This is a genomic window from Bradyrhizobium sp. UFLA06-24 (assembly GCF_054967145.1).
Genome location: NZ_JADFUE010000023.1, coordinates 59,546 through 79,640 on the forward strand (window position 1 = coordinate 59,546; position 20,095 = coordinate 79,640).

23 protein-coding genes are annotated in these 20,095 nt (G+C 64.7%); 18 read left to right on the forward strand and 5 right to left on the reverse strand.

From position 1 onward, the window contains the following. Positions 1 to 21: 21 nt before the first annotated feature. Positions 22 to 1,377 carry a 3-carboxy-cis,cis-muconate cycloisomerase gene (locus tag IF809_RS19890; protein ID WP_462838266.1) on the reverse strand — a complete coding sequence of 452 codons (1,356 nt, stop codon included), beginning with the start codon at positions 1,375 to 1,377 and terminating at the stop codon, positions 22 to 24. A 173-nt stretch (positions 1,378 to 1,550) separates the two neighbouring features. On the opposite strand from IF809_RS19890, the gene IF809_RS19895 reads away from it, so the two are divergent. The 9 genes from IF809_RS19895 (at position 1,551) to IF809_RS19935 (ending at position 9,038) form a co-directional block, all read left to right on the forward strand. Beyond that, positions 1,551 to 1,997, forward strand: coding sequence for an SRPBCC family protein (locus IF809_RS19895; RefSeq protein WP_128965552.1), 447 nt, complete (start codon positions 1,551 to 1,553; stop codon positions 1,995 to 1,997). Positions 1,998 to 2,136: 139 nt separating this feature from the next. Next, positions 2,137 to 2,622, forward strand: coding sequence for a (2Fe-2S)-binding protein (locus IF809_RS19900; protein WP_063703155.1), 486 nt, complete (start codon positions 2,137 to 2,139; stop codon positions 2,620 to 2,622). 30 nt (positions 2,623 to 2,652) lie between these two features. Further along, a complete protein-coding gene (locus IF809_RS19905) occupies positions 2,653 to 3,459 on the forward strand; it encodes an FAD binding domain-containing protein (protein ID WP_462838267.1) in 807 nt (268 codons plus the stop codon). A 58-nt stretch (positions 3,460 to 3,517) separates the two neighbouring features. Further along, on the forward strand, positions 3,518 to 4,426 hold the full coding sequence (locus IF809_RS19910; RefSeq protein WP_462838268.1) for an AAA family ATPase: 909 nt from the start codon (positions 3,518 to 3,520) through the stop codon (positions 4,424 to 4,426). Positions 4,427 to 4,594: 168 nt separating this feature from the next. Continuing rightward, the gene (locus IF809_RS19915; protein WP_462838269.1) at positions 4,595 to 5,797 is read left to right on the forward strand and encodes a vWA domain-containing protein; all 1,203 of its coding nucleotides are present in this window, start codon (positions 4,595 to 4,597) and stop codon (positions 5,795 to 5,797) included. A gap of 10 nt (positions 5,798 to 5,807) precedes the next feature. Next, positions 5,808 to 6,131: an XdhC family protein gene (locus IF809_RS19920; protein ID WP_128965556.1), complete on the forward strand. Its 324-nt coding sequence runs from the start codon at positions 5,808 to 5,810 to the stop codon at positions 6,129 to 6,131. Positions 6,132 to 6,133: 2 nt separating this feature from the next. Continuing rightward, a complete protein-coding gene (locus tag IF809_RS19925) occupies positions 6,134 to 6,835 on the forward strand; it encodes an XdhC family protein (RefSeq protein ID WP_462838270.1) in 702 nt (233 codons plus the stop codon). Next, positions 6,832 to 8,436: an NTP transferase domain-containing protein gene (locus IF809_RS19930; protein ID WP_462838271.1), complete on the forward strand. Its 1,605-nt coding sequence runs from the start codon at positions 6,832 to 6,834 to the stop codon at positions 8,434 to 8,436. The genes IF809_RS19925 and IF809_RS19930 overlap by 4 nt, the downstream gene beginning before the upstream one ends. 212 nt (positions 8,437 to 8,648) lie before the next feature. Further along, positions 8,649 to 9,038, forward strand: a complete 390-nt coding sequence (locus IF809_RS19935) for a DUF4189 domain-containing protein (protein WP_092293833.1) — start codon at positions 8,649 to 8,651, stop codon at positions 9,036 to 9,038. A 20-nt stretch (positions 9,039 to 9,058) separates the two neighbouring features. Here IF809_RS19935 and IF809_RS19940 read toward each other — a convergent pair whose 3' ends face one another. After that, entirely contained in the window at positions 9,059 to 10,840 is a 1,782-nt protein-coding gene (locus IF809_RS19940) for a CYTH and CHAD domain-containing protein (RefSeq protein ID WP_462838272.1), read from the reverse strand. Positions 10,841 to 11,038: 198 nt separating this feature from the next. On the opposite strand from IF809_RS19940, the gene IF809_RS19945 reads away from it, so the two are divergent. Together IF809_RS19945 and adhP are read left to right on the forward strand one after the other, a co-directional pair. Continuing rightward, on the forward strand, positions 11,039 to 11,449 hold the full coding sequence (locus IF809_RS19945; RefSeq protein ID WP_462838273.1) for a DUF2000 family protein: 411 nt from the start codon (positions 11,039 to 11,041) through the stop codon (positions 11,447 to 11,449). A 123-nt stretch (positions 11,450 to 11,572) separates the two neighbouring features. Beyond that, complete coding sequence (gene adhP / locus IF809_RS19950) at positions 11,573 to 12,598, forward strand: alcohol dehydrogenase AdhP (protein ID WP_462838274.1); 1,026 nt, start codon at positions 11,573 to 11,575, stop codon at positions 12,596 to 12,598. Positions 12,599 to 12,665: 67 nt separating this feature from the next. On the opposite strand, the gene IF809_RS19955 is transcribed toward adhP, so the two are convergent. The 3 genes from IF809_RS19955 to IF809_RS19965 are packed head-to-tail and all read right to left on the reverse strand — an operon-like array spanning position 12,666 to position 13,888. Continuing rightward, positions 12,666 to 13,079, reverse strand: a complete 414-nt coding sequence (locus tag IF809_RS19955; RefSeq protein WP_462838275.1) for a GFA family protein — start codon at positions 13,077 to 13,079, stop codon at positions 12,666 to 12,668. Positions 13,080 to 13,091: 12 nt separating this feature from the next. Further along, the gene (locus IF809_RS19960) at positions 13,092 to 13,556 is read right to left on the reverse strand and encodes an SRPBCC family protein (RefSeq protein ID WP_128965563.1); all 465 of its coding nucleotides are present in this window, start codon (positions 13,554 to 13,556) and stop codon (positions 13,092 to 13,094) included. Beyond that, positions 13,553 to 13,888, reverse strand: a complete 336-nt coding sequence (locus tag IF809_RS19965) for an ArsR/SmtB family transcription factor (RefSeq protein ID WP_128965564.1) — start codon at positions 13,886 to 13,888, stop codon at positions 13,553 to 13,555. Before IF809_RS19965 ends, IF809_RS19960 begins: the two co-directional genes overlap by 4 nt. A 115-nt stretch (positions 13,889 to 14,003) precedes the next feature. On the opposite strand from IF809_RS19965, the gene IF809_RS19970 reads away from it, so the two are divergent. From IF809_RS19970 to IF809_RS20000, 7 genes are all read left to right on the forward strand, one after another. After that, positions 14,004 to 14,687 carry a TetR/AcrR family transcriptional regulator gene (locus IF809_RS19970; protein WP_462838276.1) on the forward strand — a complete coding sequence of 228 codons (684 nt, stop codon included), beginning with the start codon at positions 14,004 to 14,006 and terminating at the stop codon, positions 14,685 to 14,687. After that, complete coding sequence (locus IF809_RS19975; protein WP_128965566.1) at positions 14,684 to 15,472, forward strand: HlyD family secretion protein; 789 nt, start codon at positions 14,684 to 14,686, stop codon at positions 15,470 to 15,472. The genes IF809_RS19970 and IF809_RS19975 overlap by 4 nt, the downstream gene beginning before the upstream one ends. Continuing rightward, a complete protein-coding gene (locus IF809_RS19980; protein WP_462838277.1) occupies positions 15,469 to 16,398 on the forward strand; it encodes an ABC transporter ATP-binding protein in 930 nt (309 codons plus the stop codon). The genes IF809_RS19975 and IF809_RS19980 overlap by 4 nt, the downstream gene beginning before the upstream one ends. After that, positions 16,395 to 17,558: an ABC transporter permease gene (locus IF809_RS19985; protein WP_128965568.1), complete on the forward strand. Its 1,164-nt coding sequence runs from the start codon at positions 16,395 to 16,397 to the stop codon at positions 17,556 to 17,558. The genes IF809_RS19980 and IF809_RS19985 overlap by 4 nt, the downstream gene beginning before the upstream one ends. A gap of 30 nt (positions 17,559 to 17,588) precedes the next feature. Next, the gene (locus IF809_RS19990) at positions 17,589 to 18,896 is read left to right on the forward strand and encodes an adenylate/guanylate cyclase domain-containing protein (protein WP_462838278.1); all 1,308 of its coding nucleotides are present in this window, start codon (positions 17,589 to 17,591) and stop codon (positions 18,894 to 18,896) included. 115 nt (positions 18,897 to 19,011) lie between these two features. Then, positions 19,012 to 19,209: a hypothetical protein gene (locus tag IF809_RS19995; RefSeq protein ID WP_462838279.1), complete on the forward strand. Its 198-nt coding sequence runs from the start codon at positions 19,012 to 19,014 to the stop codon at positions 19,207 to 19,209. 119 nt (positions 19,210 to 19,328) lie between these two features. Then, positions 19,329 to 20,060: a GntR family transcriptional regulator gene (locus IF809_RS20000; RefSeq protein ID WP_462838280.1), complete on the forward strand. Its 732-nt coding sequence runs from the start codon at positions 19,329 to 19,331 to the stop codon at positions 20,058 to 20,060. Positions 20,061 to 20,095 lie beyond the last annotated feature (35 nt).

The window sequence follows — 20,095 nt, forward strand, 5'->3', positions numbered from 1 at the left end:
TTATTCTCGCTCAAGGCTGCTCTATTCGCGATCGAGGCTGTCGAGCAGCCGGTCGATCAAGGCTTGGGAAGCGCCTTGATAGGCCATCGGCTCGAACAATGCCGCAATTTTCTCGGGCGTCAGATGCGCGGTCACTAGTGAATCGACCGACAGCACCTCGCGCAGATGCTTCTTCTCCGCGACCGCGCGCTTGCTCGCGGCCTCGATGAGATGATGCGCATCGCTCTTGCCGATCCTGTCGGCGAGCGCAAAGGTGACCGCCTCCGCCATGATCAGCCCATGCGTCGCATCGAGATTGCTGCGCATGCGCGCGGCATCGACGTTCAGCCCTTCGGCGATGTCGACGATGGCGGCAAGCGCGCCTGACGTGACCAGCATCAGTTGCGGCAATGTCGGCCATTCCGCGTGCCACGGCCCGGCGCTGCGCTCATGGTCCTGCACTTGGGCCGCAAAAATCGTCGCCGCGAGCTGCGGGGCCATCGTCGCGCAGCCGAGCGCGCTTGCGGCGGCGACCGGGTTGCGCTTGTGCGGCATGGTCGAGGAGCCGCCGCGGCCTTCGCCGGCGGGTTCGAACGCCTCGCCGACATCGGTCTGCATCATCAGCGAGACGTCGCGCGCGATCTTGCCGCAGCTTCCGGCGAGAATCGCGAGGGCTGACGCAGCTTCCGCGATGCGGTCGCGATGGGTGTGCCAGGGTGCTTCCGGCAACGGCAAATTCAACTCCTGCGCCAGCCGTTCGGCTACGACGAGACCTTTGTCGCCGAGGGCTGCAAGTGTGCCGGCGGCACCGCCGAATTGCAGCGCGAGCCCTTCGCGGCGGAGCCGCCGCAGGCGGCAGCGCGCGCGGGCGAGGCTCGAGGCGTATTCCGCGGCCTTCAGGCCGAACGGCATCGGCAGCGCGTGCTGAAGCCACGTCCGCGCGACCATTGCGGTGTTGCGATGGGCGCGGGCCAGCGCGGCAAAGCCCTTGATGGCCCGGCCGAGATCGACGTCGAGCGCGTCGATCGCGGCGCGCAAGCCCAGCATGGTCGCGGTGTCGATGACGTCCTGGCTGGTCGCGCCCCAATGCACGTAGCGCGCGGCCTCGGCATCGGCCTTGGCCACATTCGCGGTCAGAGCTTTGACCAGGGGAATCGCGAGATTGCCCGATCGGGTCGCGGCCTCCGCCAGAGCAGCCATGTCGAAGATGTCGGCCTTGCAGGCCGCTTCGATCGGGCCCACCGCGGAGGTGGGAATCACGCCCGTCGCGGCTTCGGCCCTTGCCAGGGCTGCCTCGAAATCGAGCATGTTCTGGAGCATGGACCGGTCGTCGCAGACGGAGCGCATGGCTGCGCTCGACAGCATCGGCGCAAGCAGGGGGGAGAGGGCTGTGCTCATGTTGCGCGGGACCTAATCACCATGATCAGGCTCTGCCAATCCCCGACGGGGTCGCGCAAGACTTTTTGCAAGTGCGAATATGCATTGCACGTGACCCGAAGGTACCCTTTCCTTTGCGGCCTTCGTGCGTTACTTGAGCAATATTGTTCTGATGTGATCCCGGGAGGCGCCCCATGGCCATGACGATGAACGGCGAGGTCCAGCTCGCAGCGCCGCGCGAGGCCGTGTGGGAAAAGCTCAACGATCCCGCAGTGCTGAAGGCCTGTATCCCCGGCTGCGAGGAGCTGGAGAAGACCGACGACGGCGGCTTTCGCGCCACGGCCAAGATGAAGGTCGGCCCGGTCTCTGCGCGCTTCAAGGGCAAGGTGACACTGAGCGATCTCGACCCACCGAACGGCTACAAGATCTCGGGCGAGGGCGAGGGCGGCGTCGCCGGTTTTGCCAAGGGTGGCGCGGCCGTGAAGCTCGCCGAGAAGGACGGCGGCACGCTGCTCTCTTACGATGTGGAGGCCCAGATCGGCGGCAAGTTGGCGCAGCTGGGCCAGCGCCTCATCAACGGCGCCGCCAAGAAGCTGGCCGACGAGTTTTTCGCGAACTTCGCCAAGGCGGTACAGGGCTGAAACCTATCGTCTTTCGGCATAGCGGCTTGCGTCCGGGGTGATGTTGCCCCAGTGGACAATGGCCCATATGATGGGTTGGAATAATTATAAAAAAGAACCGCTTCGACGGGACCCGTCGGGGCGCTGACAGAGAGTGCTTATGGCAAAAATCTCCCTCATCGTGAACGGCAATCCTGTTACGGCCAATGTCGATCCGCGTACGCTTCTGGTGCAATTCCTGCGCGAGAATCTGCGCCTGACCGGCACCCATGTCGGCTGCGACACCTCGCAGTGCGGCGCTTGCGTCGTGCACCTCGACGGCAAGGCCGTGAAGTCCTGCACCACACTGGCGGTGATGGCCGACGGCCACGAGGTCAAGACCATCGAGGGCTTGGCGGCCGACGGCGCGCCGCTGCATCCGATGCAGGAAGCCTTTCGTGAGCACCATGGCCTGCAGTGCGGCTTCTGCACGCCCGGCATGATCATGACCGCGATCGACATCGTCCATCGCAAGGGCCACGAGCTCGACGACCATACGATCCGGGAAGAACTGGAAGGCAATCTCTGCCGCTGCACCGGCTACCAGAACATCGTTGCCTCGATCGCCGCCGGCGCCAAGGCGATGGCGAAATCGGATCTCGCGTAACCGCCGCCCTCCCGCGATCAGGACACCCTCATGTACGAATTCAAATACCACCGCCCCGGGACCGTCCGGCAGGCCGCCAATCTCCTGGTGAAGAACGAAGACGCCAAGCTGATCGCCGGCGGTCACACGCTGATTCCGGTCATGAAGCAGCGGCTGGCCAGCCCGCCGCATCTGGTCGACCTCTCCCATATCGAGGGGCTGAACACGATCGAGATGAAGGGCCGCTCGCTGGTGATCGGCGCCACCGCCAAACATGCCGAGGTCGCGACCTCGGCCATCGTCGGCGAGGCGATTCCCGCGCTGGCCGATCTTGCCGGCCAGATCGGCGATCCCGCCGTGCGCCACAAGGGCACGATCGGCGGTTCGCTCGCCAACAACGATCCCACCGCGGACTATCCTGCCGCCGTGCTGGCGCTGGGCGCGACCATCGTCACCAACAAGCGTCGCCTCAAGGCGGAAGAGTATTTCCAGGGCCTGTTCTCGACCGCGCTGGACGCCGACGAGATCATCACCAAGGTGATGTTCCCGCTGCCCAAGAAGGCCGCCTACATCAAGTTCCGCAACCAGGCCTCGCGCTACGCGCTGGTCGGCGTCTTCGTGGCGCGGCGTCCCTCGGACGTGCGCGTCGCCGTCACCGGAGCCGGTTCGAACGGCGTGTTCCGCGTCGAGGCCTTCGAGGAGGCGTTGAAGAAGCGGTTCTCATCCAAGGTGCTCGACGGCATCGAGGTGCCGGCGGAAGGGCTGAACAGCGACATCCATGGCAGCGCCGAGTACCGTGCCCATCTGATTGGCGTGCTGACGCGCCGCGCCCTCGATGCCGCCAACGCCAAGGAGTGAGTGAACCTCACGCCTCGGCCAAACTTGTCCCGTGAGGGCGTAAGCGAGACTGGCTTTCATGACTTCAGCGACCCTGCCGGCATCGGTCGATGCGATGCTCGAACTCTTGACCTCGCGCGGCTATCTCGCCGAGCGGTCGCTGGCGACGGTGACGTATCTCTCGTTGCGCATGGGCCGCCCGCTGTTCCTGGAAGGCGAGGCCGGCGTCGGCAAGACCGAGATTGCAAAGGTGCTCTCGGCAGCGCTCGGGCGGAAGCTGATCCGCCTGCAATGCTACGAAGGTCTCGACGTCTCCTCCGCCGTCTATGAGTGGAACAGCGCCGCGCAGATGATTGCGATCCGGATGGCGGAAGCCGCCGGCGACACCGATCGCGAACAGCTGTCGAGCGACATCTTCGCGGACCGATACATGATCAAGCGGCCGCTGCTCCAGGCGCTGGAGCCGGACGTTGCCGGCCCGCCGGTGCTGCTGATCGACGAACTCGACCGCGCCGACGAGGCCTTCGAAGCTTATCTTCTGGAGATCCTCAGCGACTTCCAGGTGACGATCCCGGAATTCGGGACCGTGAAAGCGCCGCATCCGCCGATCGTCATCATCACCTCCAACCGCACCCGCGAGATTCACGACGCGCTGAAGCGGCGCTGTCTCTATCACTGGGTCGATTATCCCGCCGCCGAGCGCGAGCTTGCGATCGTCAAGTCGCGCGTGCCCGGCATCTCCGCCAAGCTGTCGCAGCAGGTCGTCCGTTTCGTGCAGGCGCTACGCGATCAGGACTTTTACAAATCGCCAGGGGTCGCCGAGACCATCGACTGGGCCACAGCGCTCTCAGAGCTCGATGCCCGCTCGCTGACCCCGCAAGTGGTCGGCGACACGCTGGGCGCGCTGCTCAAGTACCAGGACGACATCACCCGCATGCAGGGCGACACCTTGCAGAAGGTGGTGAAGGAAGCGACGAGCGAGAATTGACGCGCGGGCGTCATAACGAACTCGTCATTCCGGTGCGCGCGTAGCGCGGGCCCGGAATCCATCGGGCCGCAGGGACAGTGGATGAATGGATTCTCAGATGCGCAATTGCGCATCATAGCTCGCGCCCAAGCGGGCGCGCCCCGGAATGACGGCTGAGAGTGTGGACGCATGGCCATCAACCATCTCGCGCCTGAAAAGACCGAGCAATTCGCCGACAACATCGTCGGCTTCGCCCGTGCGTTGCGCTCTGCGGGCATGCCGGTCGGGCCAGGTGCGGTGATCGATGCCATGAGCGCGCTGCAAGTGATCGACATCGGCAACCGCGCCGACGTCTTCACCACGCTGGAGGCGATCTTCGTCAAGCGCCACGAGCACGCACTGATCTTCAAGCAGGCCTTCAATCTGTTCTTCCGCGCCTCGCAGGAATGGAAGCACATGCTGGATTCGGTGCCACTGCCGGAGGAAGCCAGGAAGAAGCCGCAGGCCGGCGCCCGCCGCGTGCAGGAGGCGATGTCGCAGCCGCGGATGACGGAGACGCCGCAGCATCAGGAGCAGGATCTGCGCCTGTCGGTCTCCGACAAGGAAATCCTTCAGAAGAAGGATTTTGCGCAGATGAGCGCCGCCGAAATCACCGAAGCGCTCCGCGCTATCGAGATGATGCACCTGCCTCAGGCGGAGCTTCTCACCCGCCGGCATCAACCCGATCCGCGCGGCCTGCGGCTCGACCTCCGCCGCACCTTGCGTGCCTCCTTGCGCACCGGCGGCGACATCATCGACATTCATCGTCGCGGGCCGATCGAGAAGCCGGCCCCGATCGTGGCGCTGCTCGACATCTCCGGCTCGATGAGCGAGTACACCCGCCTGTTCCTGCATTTCCTGCACGCCATCGGCGACGCACGCAAGCGCGTCTCGGTATTCCTGTTCGGCACGCGCCTCACCAATGTGACACGCGCGCTGCGCCAGCGCGATCCGGACGAGGCGCTGGCGAGTTGCTCGGCCTCGGTCGAGGACTGGGCCGGGGGAACGCGGATCTCGGCCTCGCTGCACAACTTCAACAAATTGTGGGCGCGGCGCGTGCTGAGCCAGGGCGCCATCGTGCTCTTGATTTCGGACGGGCTGGAACGCGAGGCCGATTCCAAGCTGGCCTTCGAGATGGACCGGCTGCACCGCTCCTGCCGGCGGCTGATCTGGCTCAACCCGCTGCTCAGGTTTGGCGGCTTCGAGGCCAAGGCCCAGGGGATCAAAATGATGCTCCCGCACGTTGACGAATTCCGGCCCGTGCATAATTTGAGTTCGATCCAGGAGCTGATCGCCACGCTCTCCCGGCCGCTGCCGCCGCATCACCGCAGCCTGATCCGCTCCGCAGCTTGAGAGGTCCACCATGCTCGATCGCGACGAGGATATTCTGAAGGCGGCGGAAGACTGGCAGAAGGCCGGCCGGGGCGTCGCGCTGGCGACGGTCGTGGAAACCTGGGGCTCGGCGCCGCGCCCGGCGGGCTCGAGCCTCGTCATCAACGACGAGGGCACGTTTCTGGGCTCGGTCTCCGGCGGCTGCGTCGAGGGCGCCGTCGTCACCGAGGCCATGGATGTGATCGCGAGCGGCAAGCCCAGGATGCTGGAGTTCGGCGTCGCCGACGAGACCGCCTGGAATGTCGGCTTGTCCTGCGGCGGCACCATCCGCGTCTTCGTCGAGAAGGTCGGCTAGCCGTGAAGCTCGCAATCCTGCACGAACTGAATGCCGAGCGCGCCGCGCGCCGGCCGGTGATCTTGGTGACCGATACCGAGAGCGGCGAGCAGCGCCTGGTGAAGGCGGCCGATTTCGCCAAGGATCCGCTGCGCGCCGAGCTGGATAAGCAGCTTCGCATGGGCAAGAGCGCCAATGTCGAGGTCGGCGGCAAGAAGCTATTCCTCAACGTCTACGCGCCGACCGCAAAGCTCGTCATCGTCGGCGCGGTACATATCAGCCAGGCGCTGGCGCCGCTGGCGCGCTCGCTCGGCTACGACGTCACGGTGGTCGATCCGCGCACGGCCTTTGCGAGCCCCGAACGGTTCCCCGACATTCCGCTGGTCGCCGAATGGCCCGACACCGCGCTGCCGCCGCTGAACGTCGATGTCTACACCGCCTTCGTCGCGGTGACCCATGATCCGAAGATCGATGATCCCGCGCTGCTGCACGCCTTCGAGCGCAACTGCTTCTATATCGGCGCGCTCGGCTCGCGGAAAACGCATGCCAAACGCGGCGACCGGCTGCGGGCGCAGGGCGCGAAGGAAAGCGACATCGCGCGCATTCACGCGCCGATCGGCCTTGCGATCGGTGCGGTTTCGCCGGCCGAGATCGCGGTGGCGATCATGGCGGAGATCACGGCGGTGCTCCGGCTGCCTCCCAAGGAAAAAGAAGAAGCGGCATGAAGTTCGGACCGGCGAGCCCCAGGGATGCGATCGGCGGGGTGACCGTCCACACCCTGCGCCAGGGTCCGCTGGTGCTGAAGAAGGGCACGACGATCGGTCCCGCCGAGGTCGAGCAGCTCGAGCGTGCCGGCATCAAGGACATCGTCGTGGTGCGGATGGAGGCGGGCGACGTGTCCGAGGACGTCGCGGCCGCCAGCATCGCGCTTGCGATCGGCGGCGAGGGCATTCATGTCGAGCGCGCCTTCACCGGCCGCGCCAATCTGTTCGCCGCGCGTCCGGGCGTGCTGGTGATCGACCGCGCCGCGGTCGACCGCATCAACAATATCGACGAAGCCATCACCTTCGCCACGCTCTCGGCGTTCAAGCCGGTGGTCGAAGGCGAGATGGTCGGTACCGTCAAGATCATTCCGTTCGGCGTCGGAGGAGATTTGCGCGACGCGGCGGTGAAAGCTGCCGGCAAGGACGTGCTGACGGTCGCGCCCTACGTCATCAAGCGCGTCGGCGTGGTCTCGACGCTGCTGCCGGGCCTGTCGTCCAAGGTGATCGACAAGACGCTGCGCGTCACCGCCGAGCGGCTGGCGCCGGCCGGCGCCAGCATCATCGCGGAGCGGCGGGTCCAGCATGACGAGCATGCGCTGTCGGCTGCGATCAAGGAATTGCTCGGCCTTGGCGCCGAGCTGGTGATCGTGTTCGGCGCGTCGGCGATCGCCGACCGCCGCGACGTGATCCCCGCGGCCGTCACCGGTATCGGCGGCGAGATCGAGCATTTCGGCATGCCGGTCGATCCCGGCAATCTGCTGCTGATCGCGCGCGCCGGTGGCGTGCCGGTGCTGGGCGCGCCGGGCTGCGCGCGCTCGCCGGTCGAGAACGGCTTCGACTGGGTCCTGATGCGGCTGCTCGCCGGCATCAAGGTGACACGGTCCGAGCTGATGGGTATGGGTGTCGGCGGCCTGTTGATGGAAATCGTGACGCGCCCGCAGCCGCGCGCAAAACCCGAGCCCGAGGGCAACAGCCAGGTCGCCGCCATCGTGCTTGCAGCAGGCCGTTCGACCCGCATGGGCGGGCCGAACAAGCTGCTCGCCGAGTTCGACGGCAAGAAGCTGGTGCGGATCGCGACCGAGCAGGCGCTGGCTTCCAGGGCCTCGGAGGTGATCGTCGTCACCGGCCACCAGAGCGAGCTGGTCGAGCAGGCGCTGCAGGGCCTGAAGGTGCGCTTCGTCAGGAATCCGGATTTTGCTGGCGGCATCGCGAGCTCGGTCAAATCGGGCATCGCGGCCGTGTCCGAGGCTTGCGACGGCGCGGTGGTCTGCCTTGGCGATATGCCGCTGATCGATGCCGGCCTGATCGACCGCCTCATCGACAGTTTCGCGCCGGACCGAGGCAATCTGATCGTCGTGCCCGTCAGCGAAGGCCGCCGCGGCAATCCCGTGCTGTGGTCGCGCCGTTTCTTCAAGGAGCTCATGACGCTCGATGGCGACGTCGGCGCGCGACACCTGATCGCCAAGCACACCGAAGCGGTCGCCGAAGTGCCCGTGGATGGCGAAGGTGCCTTTCTCGACATCGACACGCCGCAGGCGCTGGAAGCGGCGCGACGCGGATGACGCTGCCGTAACTTCGTAGGGCGGGTTGGATCGCGGCTGCGCGAAGCGCAGTCCGCCGGCGTAACCACCACGTCTGTTTCCGCGGTGACACAGTTCGTGGATTACGCTTCGCTAATCCACCCTACGAATCCTCGTTTTCAACCACCCGTTCACCATCTGGAAACGACCGCCGCTTAGAATCCCGGCCACCTGCCTTGGGGGGAGGGTTTTCCATGACTTCGAACGTCGTCGCGCGCCGTTGCGCGATGTTTTTCTTTGCGCTGTCGGTTTGTGTTTCCGGGGCTCGTTACATCACCGAAGCCCATGCGGCCGGTGCATTCGCCGTCGGCAAGTGCGGCGCTTACGGCCAGGCCTATGATTACAACGCCGAGCACGAGGCGCGTGCCGCCGCGCAGAAGCAGTGCAAGGGCGAATGCACGACCGTGACGATGAAGCGCGCTTGCGCTGCGATGTCGGTCGACATGACCAATCCCTGCGGCGCCTATGGCTACGCCGTGAAGCCGAAGATCTCGGCCACGCTCAATGCGGCGACGCGCGAATGCTACAAATATGGTGGCAAGGAATGCGTCATCCGCGCCTGGGCCTGCGACGCCAAAGGTTGATCACCGGCTGATGCGCTCGATCAGGCTTCGGCTCCGACCGACCAGGGTACTTTCGTCTTGACGAATTCCGACCACGCCTTGTTCAGGCGCGGTTCGACGCCGATCATGGCGTGGGCCTGCCAGCCGGCAATTGCGGCCGCGGCGGTGCCGCTACCTGCCTCCGTCCCGATGTCCGCGAGCAGCGAAGCGGTCGTCGCCATGTCGTTGTAGATGCCGAGCTGCTGTTGCAGTTCGGCGAGCTTGCCGGAAAAGCGTTTGGCCGATTTTCGTTCGCCGTACAGCGGCAGCAGGAAATCGGCGACGTAGCGCAGTTTCTTCGCGGCAAGCCGGACCCGGTGCCGCTCTTCCGTGCTGCGTGACTTGAAGCGGCGGCCGCGCTTGAGCACCTTGGCATGCTGCGCCGACAGGATGCGCTGCGCGAAATTGGTGGCGGGCTCGGCGAGTTGCGCCAGATGCTCCGGCGCGATGTCGCTGCGCCAGCCGCGTGCCTCGATCCAGCCGCCAAGACCGATCAGGAAAAGCGACGTGCGGCGATCCGCCAGCACCTGGCGCACCGTGTCATAGCTGGCGGTCCGACGCTGCGCGACGGCGGCTTGAAGGGCGTCGAAGCCAGCGATCGAAGGGCAGCCATTCGCGACGACGCGCAAGGTGTCTTGCTGAAACACGTCCCAATCGCGCGCAGGCGAGAGATTCTGTGCCAGCCATTTCGCCTCCGACCGCAGCAGGTCGAGCTTGCTGAGCGACACCACCGATCGCATCAGGTCCAGCGCGGATCGCAGGCGACGCAGCGCGACGCGAAGCTGGTGAATGCCCTCGGGATCGCGTCCGTCCTCGGCGGCCGGGATCGACTGGAGCAGATGCAGCAGACAGGCGCGCAGGATCGCGGCGAATGTCTCGTCGAGCGACGAGGACGGGTCGAGCCGAAGCTTGCGCGGCTTCTTGACGACCGGCGAGGTGCCGGCCGCGAGCTCGAACCCGCGCGTCGACTTGCCGCGAATGGAGGGCCTGACCGGCCCATGCTCGGCGAGCCGCAGCGCAAGCTCCCAGATGGCGGACGGGCTGCCTGCCTTGAGCTCGAGCTCGATCTCGCTGACTTGAAGCGACCGATCGCCGGCGGTCAGATGGCCCTGGTCGAAGGCGACCTCGATCGTGCCCGACGGCAGGTCGATGACGCGTTGATGCCTGTGAATGTCGGTGCTGAAGATCGCTTCGAGCGGACGGCGCGCGAGATCCGCACACAGCTTCTCCGGAAGGAAAGGCAGCGCCAGCGCGAGATCGGGCTCAAAAGAAGGCACGCTCGCCTCCCATTCGCCGCGCCGCAGCGGATCGTTGCCGGATTCGGTCTTCACCGTTTGGGTGAAACGCGAACCGCTCTGACGGACCCGAAAGCTCAGTCCGTTCCGTTGAATCACACGCTTGGACGTATCGTAGTAGACGGCCCGGAGGTGCTTGCGTGAGCCCTTGTTGCGCGCGTTGGCGACGATGACAGGCGCGTTGCCGAAATCGGCGAGGCGACCGGCGTCGACAAGCAGCTTGAGCTCGATTTCGGTGGCGTGCGGCGTGGCATGGTGGGAAGGCGTGGTTTCCGGCGCAATCGTCTCCGCGCGAGCTTCGTCGGCGATCCGAGAAGATTCGTTGCGAGAAGATTCGTTGTCAGCGCGTGCGGAACCGGACGTCTCGGCGGGAACTGGAACGCCGAAGCCAGTGAATTTCTTCGTGTCGTCCGGGATCGAATGGCCGTTGGCCTTCGCAAGCCGCTGCAACGGATCGAGGGCTCGTTTGATCGCGCCAGTTTCGGACATCGAAGGTTTATGACAGTTCAGTGACAGAGTGCCGACATATACCCGACTTGGTCAGCGAGGAGAAGCGCGGCCGGTCAAATCACCATTGAAATTTCCGAGCTGTGATCGATAGGGCAACCCGGGTTACGTTCGCATCCGCCGTCGGCATGAGAGAAATCTTCGTTTCTTTCCCGGCGGTTGGAAGTGTTGGGAGAATTCATGCAGTTCGACACCAAGATTGCCGTTGTCATTCGCAACGATCTCGAAGCCTGGCAGAAGCTCAATGTCGCATCGTTCCTGACGAGCGGAATTGCCGCTGGCTTTCCGGAGTGCATCGGCGAGGCCTATGAGGATGCCTCGGCGACGAAATACCTTGCTCTGATCGGTCAACCGATCCTGATCTACGGCGCGGATGGTCCGGCTTTGTCGCGCGCGCTCGATCGTGCGCTCACGCGCAACGTCACGCCGGCGATCTATACCGAGGACATTTTCAAGACCACGCATGATGCCGCCAATCGCGAAGCGGTGAGGGCAGTTGCGCGCGCTGATCTCAATCTGGTCGGCATCGCCATGCGCGCCGAACGCAAGGTGATCGACAAGATCGTCGATGGCTTGAGGTTCCATAGTTGACGCCGCACACATCGCGGCGTCGTGATCGCGGTCGCTTGCGCAAACTTTGTGCGGTTTGACCCCAATCAAACGGGGGCTGTGTGGCTTCGCTAGTCTGCTCGCGCAATGCAAAGGAGCAGACAGATGCCGACCATGAAAGCCGCCGTCGTCAGACAATTCGGCAAGCCGCTCGTGATCGAGGACGTGCCGGTGCCGCAGCCCGGTCCGGGCGAGGTGCTGGTCAAGGTGAAGGCCTGCGGCGTCTGTCACACCGATCTGCACGCCGCCTCCGGCGACTGGCCGGTGAAGCCGGTTCCACCCTTCATTCCCGGGCATGAAGTCGCCGGCATCGTCGCCGCGCTCGGGCCCGGCGTGAAGAATCTGAAAGTCGGCGATGCCGTGGGCGTGGCCTGGCTGCACGATGCCTGCATGTCCTGCGAATATTGCGAGACCGGCTGGGAGACGTTGTGCGAGCACCAGCACAACACCGGCTACAGCGTGAACGGTGGCTTTGCCGAGTATGTCATCGCCTCCGCTGCGTTCGCGGCAAAGCTGCCGGCGACAGTCGATTTCGCCGCCATTGCGCCGATCCTGTGCGCTGGCGTCACCACCTACAAGGGATTGAAGGAGACGGAGGCAAGGCCCGGCGAGTGGGTCGTGATCTCGGGCGTCGGCGGGCTCGGCCACGTCGCGATCCAGTACGCCAAGGCGATGGGACTCAAGGTCGCAGCCATCGACATCGCCGAGGACAAGCTCGTGCTTGCGCGTGAGACCGGTGCCGATCTCGCGGTCAATGCGCTGGCAGACGGGGCCGTGGACAAGGTGCTGGCCGCGACCGGCGGCGGGGCGCACGGCGTGCTGGTGACGGCGGTATCGACTGCTGCCTTTGCCCAGGCGCTGAAGATGGTGCGCCGGAAGGGCACCGTCAGCCTCGTCGGCCTGCCGCCGGGCGAATTCCCGACGCCGATCTTCGACGTCGTACTGAAGCGCATCACCGTGCGCGGCTCCATTGTCGGCACCCGCCGGGATCTCGACGAAGCCATCGCGTTCGCTGCCGACGGCAAGGTCAAGGCGGAGGTGGCGAAGGTGCCGCTCGCTGGGATCAACGAGGTGTTCGACCGGATGAAGGCCGGCAAGATCGACGGCCGCATGGTACTCGACTTTGGCTAAAGCGTTATCGAGCGAAGTGGATACCGGTTCGCGTCAAGAAAACGCGTCAAAACAAGATTCCTTCGCCTCAGCCCGGCGGCATCGTCTCGAATTTCGTCAAGCCGGAATCGAGATGGTCCCAGTCATACCCGCGCACGGCGTAGGTGACCACCTGCGGCTTGTAGCGGGCGGGCTCGTCGAGGCTCGCGGCGCGGATGGTGAAGATGTCGGGCATGGCGGCGAAGGTCATGTAGACGGCCAGGCCGCACTCGGGGCAGAAGGCGCGCGTCTTCACATTACCGCTGTCGCCAATCATGTCCCATGTTTTGGCGTCGCCGGTCACGGTGACTCCGGCGCGGGCGAAGGTGGCATAGGAGCCGTGGCCGGTGCCGCTTTCACGCTGGCAGTCCCGGCACTGGCAGTGATTGCTGAACAGCGGTTCGCCGGCGATCGAATAGCGGATCGCGCCGCAGGCGCAGCCGCCGGTATAGGGCTTGTCCATCGTGCTCGCTCCTTAACCGTTTTCGCCGCTGATCTCGTCGAGCTGCCGGATGACCTTCTTCCAGCCGCCGCTCATGCCGGTGTAGGCGGTCTCGTTCCTCGGCAGCACGAAGCCGGCATGAACCAGCTGGACGCGCGTGCCGGCTTCGACGGGGGCGAGGGACCAGGTCACGACGGTGTCGAGCGGCGCGCCATATCCGGTATTGCGCGCATCGCCGCCTTTCCAGGCGTAAGCGAGTCGCCGGTTCGTCACGACCTCAAGAACGCGGCAATGAATGACGCCATCCCAGTTGCCACCCGGCGTGGTCTGGAACGTGAAGGCCTTGCCTTCCACGGCTTCGAAACCGGTCGGCTTCATCAGCCATCGTGCGATCAGCTGCGCGCTGGTCAGCACTTTCCAGACCGTCTCCGGCGCATGAGGGAGCACCTCGTCGATGACGATGTCCTTGGTCTCGGCTTTCAACGCAGCAGCACTCACGGATCGATCTCCTTCAAGAGGTCACGCAGATTCTGGAAGCGCTCCCGCCAGAACACGCCGTAATGGTCCATCCAGGTGACCAGCGGTTCGAGTCCCTGCGGGGCGGCGCGGTAATAGACGTTGCGGCCCTCGGCGCGCTCGGCGACGAGGCCTGCCTGTTTCAACGATTTCAGGTGCTGCGAGATCGCCCCCTGCGTCACCCCGCTGCCGCGCGTCAGCTCGGCGACACTGATTTCCTTGCTGTCGAACACGCGCTCGAACACGGCGCGGCGGGTCGGGTCGGCGAGGGCGCGCATCACGGAAGTGACGGGATGTGGAGCAGTTTCGATCATCGCCATCAATTAGCAAACACTAATGCATTAGTCAACGCTAATCTATCTGTCTTTTTTCCTTTCGAACCTGGAATTCTGATTTGACTATGACTGACTAGTCAGTCATAAATGAAACATGACAAAGAAGCGCATCACGGCAGCTGCGGCCAAGGCAGCGCATCAGAAGCCCGAGCTGGGTGGGGAAGCCGCCCCGGCGTCGAGCCGCGCCAAGCGCACGGCAGAGCGGCGTCAGGCCATCGTTGAGGCGGCGATGGAGGAATTCATCGCACGCGGCTTTGCGGCGACGCGGCTCGACGACATCGCCAAGCGCGCAGGAGTTGCGAAGGGCACGATCTACCTGCACTTCAAGGACAAGGAATCCATGTTCGAGGAGCTGGTGCGCATCGTGATCGTGCCGGTGGTGGCGCGGCTCGACGCGTTGCCGCCGTCGACGGGCTCCGTGCGCGATCTCATCGAAATGTTTGCGGGCAACTTCATCAACGAGGTGATCGGCACACGGCGCGGCGATCTTGTCCGCTTGATCGTGGCTGAGGGGCCGCGCTTTCCGGCGGTGGCCGACTTTTACTACCGCGAGGTCGTCTCACGCGGGATGGCCGGCATGGGCGCGCTGATCGAACTCGGCATTGCCCGCGGCGAGATCCAGCAGAAGAATCTCGCACGCTATCCGCAGATCCTGGTCGCGCCGGCGATCATCGCGGTGATCTGGCAGAGCCTGTTTGCGCGGCACGCGCCGCTCGACGCTAAAGACATGCTGCGCGTCCATCTTGATTTGATTTTTGGCGAACGGAGGACGACATGACGTCGTCGCAAAGGATAGTTGGAATCATCTTGGCCGCCGCGCTTGCTACCGGCCTTGCCGGTTGCAAGGAGAAGCGCGACCCCGGTTTTCAGGGCTGGGTCGAGGCCGACATGATCTTCGTCAGTCCGGACGAAGCCGGCCGGGTCACCAAGCTCAACGTCCGCGAGGGCGACGAAGTCAAGGTCGGCGAAGCGCTCTATTCCGTCGATGACGATCTCCAGCTCGCCGATCTCAACCAGAACAAGGCGACGCTGGCGAATGCACAACAGACCTATGATCGTGCGGCTTCGCTGAGCAAGACGGGCGCCGGCACCCAGGCCAATCTCGATTCCGCTGTCTCGGCCTTGCGTGTTGCCGAAGCGCGGGTGGCGACCTCGGAGACTCGGCTGGCGCGGCGCAAGGGCTTTGCGCCGGTCGCCGGCACCATCCAGCAGATCTATTTCCGCGAAGGCGAGATGGTCGCGGCGCAGCGGCCGGTGCTCTCGATCATGCCGCCCGGCAACATGAAGCTGCGCTTCTTCGTGCCGGAAACGGAGCTCCCGAAACTCTCGATCGGCGACGAGGTGCGGGTCGCCTGCGACAATTGCGCGGCCGATCTCACCGCAAAGATCTATTTCATCGCAACCTCGGCCGAATACACCCCGCCGGTCATCTACAGCCTCGAAGAGCGCAACAAGCTCGTCTATCTCATTCAGGCGCGGCCGTCGCGGCCCGATGCCTTGCGGGTGGGGCAGCCGATCGATGTCTATCTCAATCCAAAGACGCCGGTGGCGGACAAGCGATGAACGCCGGCAACGACATCGCCATCGACGTCAAGGGCCTGAGCAAATCGTTCGGCGGCCGCGAGGTCGTGCACGATCTGTCGATGCAGGTGAAACGCGGCTCGATCTACGGCTTCCTCGGGCCGAACGGCTCGGGCAAGACCACGACCATCCGCATCCTCTGCGGCCTGCTGACGCCCGATAGCGGCGAGGGCACCTGCCTCGGCTACGACATCCTGGGCGACGCCGAAAAGATCAAGCGCCAGGTCGGCTACATGACCCAGCGCTTCAGTCTCTATCAGGACCTGTCCGTGCGTGAGAATCTCGAATTCGTCGCGCGGCTCTATGGCCTCGCTGACGCACGCGGTGCCGCACGCGAGATGATCAAGCGGCTCGGGCTGTCGGGCCGTGAGGAGCAGCTCGCCGGCGAGCTCTCCGGCGGGTGGAAGCAGCGGCTGGCACTCGGGGCCTGCACGCTGCCCAATCCGAAACTGTTGCTGCTGGACGAGCCGACCGCCGGCGTCGACCCCAAGGCACGGCGCGATTTCTGGAACGAGATCCACGCGCTCGCCGCCGATGGGCTCACCGTGCTTGTCTCCACCCATTACATGGACGAAGCCGAGCGCTGCCACGAGATCGCTTACATCGCCTATGGCCATCTGCTGGCCCGCGGCACCGTCGACGAGGTGATCGCGAAGTCGGCGCTGACGACCTACACCGTCACTGGCGAACTGGGCGGTCTCGCGGCCGAGCTCGACCACAAGCCAGGCGTCGACATGGTCGCCCCGTTCGGCACCTCGCTGCACGTCTCCGGCCGCGACGCTGCGGCGCTCGAAGCCAGCATCGCGCCGTGGCGCGAGAAGAACGGCTTGCACTGGCAGAAGTCGCATCCGTCGCTGGAAGACGTCTTCATCGAATTGATGAACCGCTCGAAGGATAATTTCCAATGAGCACCATCCGCGCAACCGGTCCCGTATCGGAGATCCGCGACCGCTTCGGCTTCTTGCGCCGCTCCTATGCCATGATGGCGAAGGAATTCATTCAGCTCCGGCGGGACCGGGTCTCGTTCGCGATGATCATTGCGATCCCGGTGATGCAGCTGCTCTTGTTCGGGTATGCGATCAACACCACACCGCACCATCTGCCGAGCGCGGTGCTGCTGCAGGAGGACTCCGATCTCGCCCGCTCGGTCCTGAAGGCCCTGGAGAATACCGCCTATTTCCGCTTCGTCTATGAAGTGCACGACGTCGAGGAATTCGACAATCTGCTGAAGTCCGGCAAGGTGCTGTTCGGCGTCGAGATCCCGCGTGGCTTCGAACGGGCGGTGCGCCGCGGCGACAGACCGGCGCTGCTGGTCGCCGCGGATGCGTCCGATCCGGTCGCCGCCAACTCGGCGCTCGGCTCGCTCGGAATGATCGTGCAGACCGCGCTGCAGCACGATCTCTATATCGGCGAAGCGCCGGCCCCGCCGTTCGAGATCCGGGCGCATGCGCGCTATAATCCGGCGGCGGAATCGCGGCTCAACATCGTGCCGGGCCTGGTCGGCACCATTCTCACCATGACGATGTTGATCTTCACGGCGCTGTCGGTGACGCGCGAGATCGAGCGCGGCACCATGGAGAGCCTGTTGTCGATGCCAATCAAGCCGGTCGAGGTGATGCTCGGCAAGATCGTTCCCTACATCCTGGTCGGCTTCATCCAGGCTTTCCTGATCGTCAATATCGGCGTGTTCCTGTTCGGCGTGCCGGTGCTCGGCAATCTGCTCCTGCTGGCCGCTCTCTCGACCCTTTTCATCGCCGCAAACCTCGCGATCGGCTACACGTTCTCCACCATCGCCCAGAACCAACTGCAGGCGATACAGATGTCGTTCATGTTCTTCCTGCCGAGCCTGCTGTTGTCCGGCTTCATGTTCCCGTTCGCGGGCATGCCGGCCTGGGCGCAATATCTCGGCGAATGCCTGCCGTTGACGCACTATCTGCGCATCGTGCGTGCCATCATGCTGAAGGGCGCGTCCATGCCGAACCTGCGCTTCGATGCCGCTGCCCTTGCCATCCTGATGCTGGTCGCCATGACCGTCGCCGTGACACGCTTCCGCCGCACGCTGGATTGAGGCAGACTGCCCCTGAAACGAGGGGGAGAAATGGTCAGCTTTGCGGATGGGAAAGCCCGGCAGAAGGCCGTCTTGTCGGAGGAGTTCGAGCGCGAGCTGACGCGCGAAGTGCTGCGCACCGAGCTGCTGCGCGTGAAGGCGCTGATCGCCACCGGCCTGGTCATGATCGTCCTGCTCACCGCAACCTTCGTGGTCGATCCTGCCATCGTGAACCGGATCTGGCACGGGACGGAGGGCATGACCCGGGAATACGCCCTCGTGGCAGGTTTCCTGTTGTTCGAGGCGTGGGTTCACGGCCAGATCAAGCGAAACCTCGAGCTCGATCGCGACCTGCCGGTCGTCAGGCGCTATATCGGCGCAACTATCGAAACCTCGCTGCCGACGCTCATCCTGATCCTGCAGATCCGCAGCATGGGCGCGGGGCCCGCGCTCGGCTTCGTGTTGCCGCTGGTCTATTTCATCTTCGTCATTCTTTCGACGCTGCGGCTCGACTTCTGGCTGTCCACCTTCACGGGGTTCGTCGCCGGCGCCGAACTTCTGGCGGTTGCGCTGTACTACAATTCGGCCAGCGACACCGGCGAACACTTGATCTACTTCCACGCCGTGCGCAGCACCGTCATCCTGGTCTGCGGCGTGCTGGCGGGCTCGGTCGGCGCGCAACTGCGTCGGCAATTTGCCGCGAGCATCGCGGCGGCCACCGCGCGCGATCGGGTGACCAATTTGTTCGGTCAGCACGTCTCGCCGCAGGTGGTCGAGCGGCTGATGGCCGAGGGCACCACCGTTGCCGGCGATCTCCGCCGTGTCGCCGTGATGTTCGTCGATTTCCGCGGCTTCACGGCAGGCGCCCAGACGCGCACGCCGCAGGAGGTGGTCGATAGGCTCGACGGCGCCTTCGCGGTGCTGGTCGATATCCTCGACCGCCATGGCGGCATCGTGAACAAGTTTCTCGGCGACGGGTTCCTGGCGCTGTTCGGCGCGCCGCTCGAAGCCTCCGATGCCGCCCATCGCGCGGTCGCTGCCGGCCGCGACATGCTGACGGCGATGGATCACATCAACGCGCAGACGAGCTGGCCGCTGCGGATCGGTATCGGCATCCATTTCGGCGAGGTCGTCGCCGGCAATATCGGCTCGCCGCGACGCAAGGAGTACACGGTCATCGGCGACACCGTGAACTTCGCCTCGCGCCTGGAAGCGTTGAACAAGGAGTTCGGCTCCCAGCTCCTGATCTCCGCGTCCGTGCGCGAGGCGCTCGGCGATGACGTTGGGGATGCGGTCGCGCTCGGCGAGGTCACCGTGCGCGGTTACGAGCAGCCGGTTGCCGTGTTTCAACTGGGATGAGGGGACTGCTCGCGTTTCTTTGAAGGCGGGCGCTGAAATATCTCCGCGCGCTCTCCGCTCCTGCATTCAGGACGCCGAAACTCCTCGGCTTCCTGATGTCACGCGGAGAAAACCCATGACCCGATTGACTCTTGTTTCGGCCTTGATCGCCGCTTCCGTCTATCAAAGCCAGTCGGCTGCCGCTCGCGACGTTGCGCCTGCGCGCCGCGCTGCAGTTCATACGACGGTGGATTGCGTCAGGGCACCGGCAGAGGGCGCCTATGCCTCGGCGCCCTACAAGGAGCCGCCCTGCATGCCGAAGACCAGGAACTGACTCTTGCGACGAGGCGAGGCCGGGCTGGCGGAGACGCTCGGTCCGACCTCGCTTTCCATTCGTTGTAGGTATTATAGTAGCGCTTGACTCCTGATTCATCCAGTCATCTATATGACTATATGAATTCAGCCTCTCGCGACGACCGCCTGCCACGCTACCAGCGCCTGCGTGACGACCTCGCCGCGCGGATCAATCGCAATGAATGGCGCCCGGGCGAGCCGATCCCCTCGGAAGCCGAGCTCGGCGCCCATTACGGCGTCGCGATCGGCACCGTGCGCAAGGCGATCGACCAGCTCGTTGCCGACGCCGTGCTGGAGCGTCAGCAGGGCCGCGGCACTTTCGTGCGGCGGGCGCGCTTCAATTCCTCACTGTTCCGGTTCTTCCGCTTCCAGTCCGAGAGCGGCGAGCGGCGCGTGCCGAAGAGCCGTATCCTCAGGCGCAAGAGCGTCCCCGCGACGTCGGCCGTGGCATCGGCGCTGCGCATTCCGGTCGGCGAGCCCGTCATCAGCCTGTCGCGCCTGCGCTTGATCGACGATGTGCCGTTGCTGGCCGAAGAGATTTGGCTCCAGCAATCGCGCTTCGCAAAGATTCTCGAGATCGACACCGCCGAGTTCGGCGACTTGCTGTATCCGCTCTACGAGGAGCGCTGCGGCGAGGTGGTCGTCTCCGCCGAGGAAATCCTGACGGTGGAGACCGCGAACGAGATGCAGGCGCGGCTATTGCGGCTCGAGGCTCATGCACCGCTGATCGTGATCGAGCGCCTTGCGTTCGATCTGGAGCGACAGCCGATCGAATGGCGCCGCTCGCGCGGGCCGGCGGATCGCTTCCGCTATCACGCCGAGATCAGGTGAGCGCGACTTTCAACGACGTCAAACAATAACGCGTA

What these genes read in the sequence shown, in the direction of transcription:
- IF809_RS19890 (WP_462838266.1), bottom strand. Translation starts at nt 1,377, where the DNA reads ATGAGCACAGCCCTCTCCCCCCTGCTTGCGCCGATGCTGTCGAGCGCA.
- IF809_RS19895 (WP_128965552.1), top strand. Translation starts at nt 1,551, where the DNA reads ATGGCCATGACGATGAACGGCGAGGTCCAGCTCGCAGCGCCGCGCGAG.
- IF809_RS19900 (WP_063703155.1), top strand. Translation starts at nt 2,137, where the DNA reads ATGGCAAAAATCTCCCTCATCGTGAACGGCAATCCTGTTACGGCCAAT.
- IF809_RS19905 (WP_462838267.1), top strand. Translation starts at nt 2,653, where the DNA reads ATGTACGAATTCAAATACCACCGCCCCGGGACCGTCCGGCAGGCCGCC.
- IF809_RS19910 (WP_462838268.1), top strand. Translation starts at nt 3,518, where the DNA reads ATGACTTCAGCGACCCTGCCGGCATCGGTCGATGCGATGCTCGAACTC.
- IF809_RS19915 (WP_462838269.1), top strand. Translation starts at nt 4,595, where the DNA reads ATGGCCATCAACCATCTCGCGCCTGAAAAGACCGAGCAATTCGCCGAC.
- IF809_RS19920 (WP_128965556.1), top strand. Translation starts at nt 5,808, where the DNA reads ATGCTCGATCGCGACGAGGATATTCTGAAGGCGGCGGAAGACTGGCAG.
- IF809_RS19930 (WP_462838271.1), top strand. Translation starts at nt 6,832, where the DNA reads ATGAAGTTCGGACCGGCGAGCCCCAGGGATGCGATCGGCGGGGTGACC.
- IF809_RS19935 (WP_092293833.1), top strand. Translation starts at nt 8,649, where the DNA reads ATGACTTCGAACGTCGTCGCGCGCCGTTGCGCGATGTTTTTCTTTGCG.
- IF809_RS19940 (WP_462838272.1), bottom strand. Translation starts at nt 10,840, where the DNA reads ATGTCCGAAACTGGCGCGATCAAACGAGCCCTCGATCCGTTGCAGCGG.
- IF809_RS19945 (WP_462838273.1), top strand. Translation starts at nt 11,039, where the DNA reads ATGCAGTTCGACACCAAGATTGCCGTTGTCATTCGCAACGATCTCGAA.
- adhP (WP_462838274.1), top strand. Translation starts at nt 11,573, where the DNA reads ATGCCGACCATGAAAGCCGCCGTCGTCAGACAATTCGGCAAGCCGCTC.
- IF809_RS19955 (WP_462838275.1), bottom strand. Translation starts at nt 13,079, where the DNA reads ATGGACAAGCCCTATACCGGCGGCTGCGCCTGCGGCGCGATCCGCTAT.
- IF809_RS19965 (WP_128965564.1), bottom strand. Translation starts at nt 13,888, where the DNA reads ATGATCGAAACTGCTCCACATCCCGTCACTTCCGTGATGCGCGCCCTC.
- IF809_RS19970 (WP_462838276.1), top strand. Translation starts at nt 14,004, where the DNA reads ATGACAAAGAAGCGCATCACGGCAGCTGCGGCCAAGGCAGCGCATCAG.
- IF809_RS19975 (WP_128965566.1), top strand. Translation starts at nt 14,684, where the DNA reads ATGACGTCGTCGCAAAGGATAGTTGGAATCATCTTGGCCGCCGCGCTT.
- IF809_RS19980 (WP_462838277.1), top strand. Translation starts at nt 15,469, where the DNA reads ATGAACGCCGGCAACGACATCGCCATCGACGTCAAGGGCCTGAGCAAA.
- IF809_RS19985 (WP_128965568.1), top strand. Translation starts at nt 16,395, where the DNA reads ATGAGCACCATCCGCGCAACCGGTCCCGTATCGGAGATCCGCGACCGC.
- IF809_RS19990 (WP_462838278.1), top strand. Translation starts at nt 17,589, where the DNA reads ATGGTCAGCTTTGCGGATGGGAAAGCCCGGCAGAAGGCCGTCTTGTCG.
- IF809_RS19995 (WP_462838279.1), top strand. Translation starts at nt 19,012, where the DNA reads ATGACCCGATTGACTCTTGTTTCGGCCTTGATCGCCGCTTCCGTCTAT.
- IF809_RS20000 (WP_462838280.1), top strand. Translation starts at nt 19,329, where the DNA reads ATGAATTCAGCCTCTCGCGACGACCGCCTGCCACGCTACCAGCGCCTG.